The 6,325-nt window shown below is 57.0% G+C and carries 7 protein-coding genes; 4 read left to right on the top strand and 3 right to left on the bottom strand.

What is annotated here, in order from left to right; genetic code table 11:
- The first annotated feature begins 36 nt into the window (after window positions 1–36).
- From hslV to ABF979_RS09045, 3 genes are read left to right on the top strand one after another with little or no spacing between them, the layout of a single operon-like run.
- Window positions 37–615, top strand: a complete 579-nt coding sequence (hslV, locus tag ABF979_RS09035; RefSeq protein WP_200898348.1) for an ATP-dependent protease subunit HslV — start codon at window positions 37–39, stop codon at window positions 613–615.
- 1 nt (window position 616) lies between these two features.
- Window positions 617–1,933 (top strand): ATP-dependent protease ATPase subunit HslU, encoded by a 1,317-nt coding sequence (gene hslU / locus ABF979_RS09040; RefSeq protein WP_415559260.1) that lies wholly within the window; start codon window positions 617–619, stop codon window positions 1,931–1,933.
- A gap of 14 nt (window positions 1,934–1,947) precedes the next feature.
- Complete coding sequence (locus tag ABF979_RS09045; RefSeq protein WP_211501406.1) at window positions 1,948–2,382, top strand: SufE family protein; 435 nt, start codon at window positions 1,948–1,950, stop codon at window positions 2,380–2,382.
- A gap of 63 nt (window positions 2,383–2,445) precedes the next feature.
- On the opposite strand, the gene ABF979_RS09050 is transcribed toward ABF979_RS09045, so the two are convergent.
- The 3 genes from ABF979_RS09050 to ABF979_RS09060 form a co-directional block, all read right to left on the bottom strand.
- Window positions 2,446–2,655, bottom strand: coding sequence for a hypothetical protein (locus ABF979_RS09050; RefSeq protein WP_086633016.1), 210 nt, complete (start codon window positions 2,653–2,655; stop codon window positions 2,446–2,448).
- A gap of 85 nt (window positions 2,656–2,740) precedes the next feature.
- Window positions 2,741–3,397: an energy transducer TonB gene (locus tag ABF979_RS09055; RefSeq protein ID WP_415559262.1), complete on the bottom strand. Its 657-nt coding sequence runs from the start codon at window positions 3,395–3,397 to the stop codon at window positions 2,741–2,743.
- Between the two features lie 132 nt (window positions 3,398–3,529).
- Window positions 3,530–5,956: a glucose/quinate/shikimate family membrane-bound PQQ-dependent dehydrogenase gene (locus ABF979_RS09060; RefSeq protein ID WP_415559264.1), complete on the bottom strand. Its 2,427-nt coding sequence runs from the start codon at window positions 5,954–5,956 to the stop codon at window positions 3,530–3,532.
- A 304-nt stretch (window positions 5,957–6,260) separates the two neighbouring features.
- On the opposite strand from ABF979_RS09060, the gene ABF979_RS09065 reads away from it, so the two are divergent.
- Window positions 6,261–6,325: 50S ribosomal protein L35 (locus ABF979_RS09065; RefSeq protein ID WP_415559270.1), on the top strand; the 65-nt coding region annotated here is incomplete at its 3' end.

Genomic DNA, 6,325 nt, shown 5'->3' on the forward strand with positions numbered 1-6,325 from the left:
TTGTCAGGCGCTATATCCGCACCATCTTTTTGAGTGATGTCTTACCAAATCACTCCCCACGATCCGGTCGGCTGGCATGGCACGACCATTCTTTGTGTTCGTCGCGATGGCCGGGTGGCCATGGCGGGGGACGGCCAGGTCTCCCTCGGGCAGACCGTTATCAAGGGTAATGCTCGCAAGGTTCGGCGAATTGGCCCTCACAGCAATATCCTTGCGGGTTTTGCCGGTGCCACGGCTGACGCCTTTACCCTGCTGGAGCGACTTGAAGCGAAACTTGAGCGGTATCCAGGGCAGCTTGAGCGGGCCTGCGTCGAACTGGCGAAAGACTGGCGCACGGACCGCTATCTGCGGCGTCTGGAAGCCATGATGCTGGTGGCTGACGCAGACCGCTCTTTCACCCTGACCGGAAATGGCGATGTGCTGGAGCCGGAAGACGGCATTGTGGCCATTGGCTCCGGCGGAAATTACGCACTGTCTGCAGCACGGGCATTGATGACGGTGGAGGGCCTGAGCGCCGAGGAAATCGCGCGTCGGTCCATGAAAATTGCCGGTGATATCTGCGTTTACACGAACTATTCCGTGACGCTGGAAACACTAGGCGGGGAGGCCTCCTGAGATGTCTGTTCCAAATTTTGCCCCCCACGAAATCGTATCCGAGCTTGATCGCTTTATTGTTGGTCAGTCCGACGCAAAACGTGCAGTTGCCATCGCGATGCGTAATCGCTGGCGCCGGTCCCAGCTTCCTGAAGGCTTGAAGGATGAGGTTGTTCCCAAAAACATTCTCATGATTGGCCCTACAGGTTGCGGCAAGACAGAAATCGCCCGTCGACTGGCCAAGCTGGCGCAGTCTCCGTTCCTGAAAGTGGAAGCGACCAAGTTTACGGAAGTTGGCTACGTTGGGCGGGACGTGGATAGTATTGTTCGGGATCTCGTTGAGGTGTCTCTGACCATGCTGCGTGATGGACGCCGCAAAGACGTGCAGGAGAAAGCTGAAGCCGCGGCTGAAACCCGGCTTGTTGATGCGCTGGTTGGCGAAGGCGCGACAGCCGACACCAAGGTAAAGTTTCGCCAGATGCTGCGAGATGGCGCTTTGGAGGACAAGGAAATTGAAATCCAGATTGCTCCTGATCCACAGCGAGGCAAGGAGAGCGGCGATATTCCAGGGCTCCAGCCAGGGCAGGTCATCAGTTTTAACGATATGATGAAGGGATTCATGAACCGGATGCCTTCACGTAAGAAACTGAAGGTTTCGGTGGCTCGCGATCAGTTAATCCGTGAGGAAGCTGACAAACTTCTGGATGACGAAGCCCTGACGCGTGAAGCGATTGAGCACACCCAGAACCATGGCATCGTGTTCCTGGATGAAATCGACAAGGTTTGTGCGACATCTGAGCATGGAACGCGCAGCGGAGATGTCTCTCGTGAAGGCGTGCAGCGTGATCTTCTTCCGCTGATTGAGGGGACGACTGTCAGCACAAAGTATGGCTCGGTGAAGACGGACCATATCCTGTTTATCGCGTCCGGAGCTTTTCACATTGCCAAGCCTTCAGACCTTCTGCCGGAATTGCAGGGGCGTCTGCCTATTCGTGTGGAGTTGGCTGGCCTGAGCAGGGACGATCTGAAGCGTATTCTGCTGGAGCCTGAGCATTCGCTTCTGAAGCAGTATGTGAGTCTGCTGGGTACGGAGGGTGTGACGCTGGAATTCGGTGACGATGCCGTGGATGCTTTGGCGGAACTGGCGGCTGATATTAACGAGCGGGTTGAAAACATTGGGGCCCGCCGTTTGGCAACAGTTCTGGAAAAGCTGCTGGAGGACGTATCATTTTCTGCATCTGACCGGAAAGGCGAGACCGTGAGGGTGACGGCAGAGGATGTTCGTGACAGGGTGGCGCCGCTTGCCCGCAAGGGTGATTTGAGCCGCTTTATCCTGTGACGGAGACGTTTTTTGTGAGTGATGCCTTTCTTGCCCCTCAGGAAGAGACGGCGACCGCTGCCATCGAGGAAATTGAAGCCGAACTGGCGATGTTCGACGACTGGATGGAGCGGTATCAGTATATTATTGAAATGGGCCGCAAACTTCCGGCTTTCCCTTCGGAATGGCAGGACGATGTCCACCGTGTTCCGGGGTGTCAAAGCCAGGTCTGGCTCGAAGCGGAAGACCGTGATGGTAAGCTCTTCTTCGCTGGGGCTTCCGATGCGGCCATTGTTCAGGGATTGGTAGCCCTTTTGCTGAGAGTGTACTCAGGGCGAAGCCGTGAAGAGATCCTTCAGACGAGCCCGGTCTTTTTGCATGATATGGGACTGGTCAAAGCACTGTCCACGAACCGTGGGAATGGTGTTGAGGCAATGGCTCAGGCGATCCTCAAGCGTGCCGCTGCCTGACGATCTCAGTCTTTCAAAAAAGCCCCTGCCAGCATCTGCTGACAGGGGCTTTTTTGTTTGAGCTTAGTGAGCGGGCTGAGCAACCTGCGGAGCTGTTACGTCACACTTTGTGAACTTGCCTTTGGCATCCCGGCAGGCCTTCGGCTTCTTCGGTGCTTCACACTTGGTGAATTTGCCTTTGGCGTCCCGGCAGGGCTGAGACTTGGCATGTGCGAACTGGCCGCCGAAAGCGACGGTAGCGAAGGCAAGAAGAGCAAATTTGCGAAGGGTCATGCGTAGCCTCTGTGCAGTTTTTGCCCTGAACCGACAGGGCTTTCGATGCTGATTATGGAATGGACCAGCGTGCAGACACAAGATTTCAGCGGAACCCGTCATTCCGGTCTTTCGCGTCTGACTCCCAGTTTATGTTGCCATGATAGGGGGCTGAGATGGGTTGCCCGTCTTTTATAGCTGGAAGGTATCTAGCCAGCGTGAAATAGGCGAGCGCTGCCCGTCGTAAAATTTCGGGCCCCGGGCTGGCGATGCAGTCATGCGCGATGCCTGCAGTATCAACCTGACAGGTGACGGCTACTCTTCCTGTAATATTTCTGTCGTTCGCAAAGTCTGGATAGTAGGGGCGTGGAGTGTGCTGATGATCCACGACGGGGACGGTTGCTGTTCCCTGGGCCTGGAAGGGAATGGTCTTTTCCCAGCGGCCTTCAACGGGTTTGCTGTCCTGGTATGCCGGAAGAAACTTGGATGAATAGGCATAGGCTTCTGCTGCAAGTGCGAAATCCGGTGCGCTCGCTGAAGTTTCACAGCTTTGAGGCTGACCGTCCTTTGTGATGACGCAGACAATATGTGCCGATCCCGAATGCCGCAGTTCAAGTTCAGCCGGCGGATAGATGAGACGTCCGTGATGGCTCGGATCCAGCACCGCCGTTACGGAAACAGTATCATCGCTGTGGGCTGGAGACGGAACGACGGCGATGAGCCCAAAGATGGCCAGAGCCATTCCAGATCGAGAAAAATGCATGACGCCCTTACTTTATGGAATATATTTCATAACGTAACGAGAACTTAGAAAGCTTTTGCCGGGACTTGAAGACAAAAAAAGGGGCACCCGAAGGTACCCCTTTTTCTCGATAACCAATGGCTTACTCAATGATCACTTCTGATCAGCGAGGCTGTAAGCAATCAGATCGTCGCCCATAACGGTCGGGAAGGAGTTGTGGCCACCAGCATAGGTGACAACAAACTGCTTTCCATTGACCGCATAGGTCATTGGCGTGGCTTGCGCGCCAGCTGGGAGGCGATCCTGCCACAGGGTCTTGCCTGTCGTCAGGTCGTAGGCGCGGATGTAGTAGTCCATCGTGCCTGTCAGGAAGCCAACGTTGCCAGCCGTGGAGAGCGGGCCGCCGAGGCTCGGGACGCCGATCTTGATCGGAGGCAGCGGAATGGGCAGGGAGCTGCCGTGCATGGAGTCACGGAGCGTACCGTTACGATGCTGCCAGACCACCTTGTTGGTGCGCAGATCGATACCGGCCACATAACCCCAAGGCGGTGTACGGCAAGGCATCTTGATGCCAAGCGGCAGCAGGACCGGGTCCATGAACGGATGCAGATCAACAGCATAGGGGATGCCGTAGTTCGGCTGCAGACCAGTTTCGCCACCAGAGCCCTTTGCGTTCGGTTCCGGCCATAGCGGGTTACCCGGACCACGGGGCACCAGACGGGAAACGAACGGCAGCGAGATAGGGTTGGCAAAAGCCACCTGACGCTGCGGATCGACAGCCAGACCACCCCATTCGAACATGCCGAGGTCGCCCGGGAAGATCAGAGATCCCTGGAGTGACGGCGGCGTGAACGGACCTTCATAGCGAAGGGAGTGGAAGTAAATGCTGCAGAACATCTGGTCGAAGATCGTGCCACCCCAGATATCGGAATCGGAGAGGGGGGCCTTCGGACGCAGGCTCAACTGAGACATCGGCTGCGTTGGGCTGGTGTGATCGCCCGGTGCGGCGCCACCAGGAACAGGTGTTTCCGGAGCCGGGACGACTTCCTTGCCCGTACGACGGTCAAGAACGAAAATGTCGCCAGTCTTTGTCGGAACGTAGATGGACGGAACAATCGTGCCGTCTTTCGACGTGATGTCTACGAGGCTCGGCTGGGACGGGGCGTCCATGTCCCACAGGTCATGGTGAACGGTCTGGTAATACCAGGCTAGCTTACCCGTCTCTGCGTTCAGCGCGACGATACCCGGAGCAAAGCGCTCGGATTCCTTGGTGCGGTAACCGCCCCACTGATCCGGCGTACCTACGCCCATTGGGATGTAAACGAGGTTCAGGTTCTTGTCGTAGGACGACACGATCCAGGAGTTTGGAGAGTTCGGATGGAAGACCGGATGATCCGGGTCTGGCATCTGGTTCGGGTCAGGGTTGGATGCGTCAAACACCCACACGCGCTTGCCGGTATAAACGTCAAATGCCTGCGTTGCGCCCGATGCCTGCTTGATGGAGCCGTTATCGGTGATGGCGCTGTTGGCAATGATCAGCTTGTCGGTGATGACCGGCGGAGACGTCGGTTCATACATGCCCGGCGTGGTGTAAGGCTGGTTCGGCAGGCGCAGATCCAGTTCACCATCGTTACCGAAGCCAGAGCACTTCTGCCCGGTTTCTGCATCGACTTCGACAAGGCGGCCATCGTTGACCGGCAGAACGATACGCTTGGCGCAATCGGTCGGAGCAGGGTTGCCATCGCTGTCCGTGGCATCGGCTGGCGTCTGGTGGAAGCTCACACCACGGCACGTCAGATGCTGGAAGCCAGGGTTGATCTGCAGGTGTGGATCGAACGTCCATTTGACGTGACCTGTTGCGGCATCAACAGCCCACAGTTTCTGATGCAGCGAGCACAGATAAAGTGTGTTGTCGAATTCGATCGGCGTGACTTCGTTGGTTGCTTCGCCCGGATCGTTTGGTCCCATCAGATCCTTGGTGTGGATGTGCCATGCCACCTTGAGGTTCTGAACGTTGGACGAGTTGATCTGCTTCAGCGGAGACCAGCGGTCGCCAGCCTGCGTGCGGCCATAGGCGTGCCACTCGCTATCTGGAACGTTATCTGCGTCAACCGGTGCTGCGTTGGTCAGCTCTGTTGGCAGGTTGCCGCTGATGTCGTGCGGGTCTGTGAAGAGACCGGCAGCAAGAACCAGCACGGCGAGACCGACGGAGCCTGCCAGGGGAAGGACAGATGCGCGTGTGCCGCCGATCTGCCGGGACACGAACGGGATCAGCAGCCAGATGCCAAGAATGATCACGATGTCGGAGCGGGGAACCAGTGCCCAGAGGTCGAGACCGACCACGGAGAGTTCCCATACGACCGTCGCGAACACTACAGCAGCAAAGAGCCACAGGGCAGCCGGGTTACGGCGCCATGCGAGGAAGGCGGTCGCAAGAAGTGCGATGCCGAGAAGGAGATAATACAGAGGGCCGCCGAGGGAAGCGGCCCATGCGCCTCCCACGGTGAGGATCGCGCCGCAAAGCGCGAAGACCGCGGCCGTGATCAGGGCCCAGAGCCCTGGCCGGGATGATGTGCTCATGATGTTCCTAGAGCTGTTATTTGGTGCAGCACTTGACCTTCGGACAAACACATAGAAGCGCTTTAAGAATCAAGATGTCAGATGGTTCATGTTGCTCACGTCACTGTGAGCGAGATCACAGTGACGTGACTTGAACAAAGAGGCGTCTTTTGCTTGCGCGCTAAAGAAAATAAAGTTCTTGGCGGAATCAGTCCGATGGGATAAGGCAGCCGCTCCGTGTACGCGTCCGGGCCATAAGTGGCATGCCCGGCCGTGCAGAGTCCCGCTTCGGTGGGACCAATCGTTTACGGCGAGGGAGACCGAAATGCCCAAGATGAAGACGAAGTCGTCGGTCAAGAAGCGGTTCAAGATCACCGCGACCGGCAAGGT

It is taken from the genome of Gluconobacter sp. (genome assembly GCF_047723935.1).
Classification (GTDB): Bacteria; Pseudomonadota; Alphaproteobacteria; order Acetobacterales; family Acetobacteraceae; genus Gluconobacter.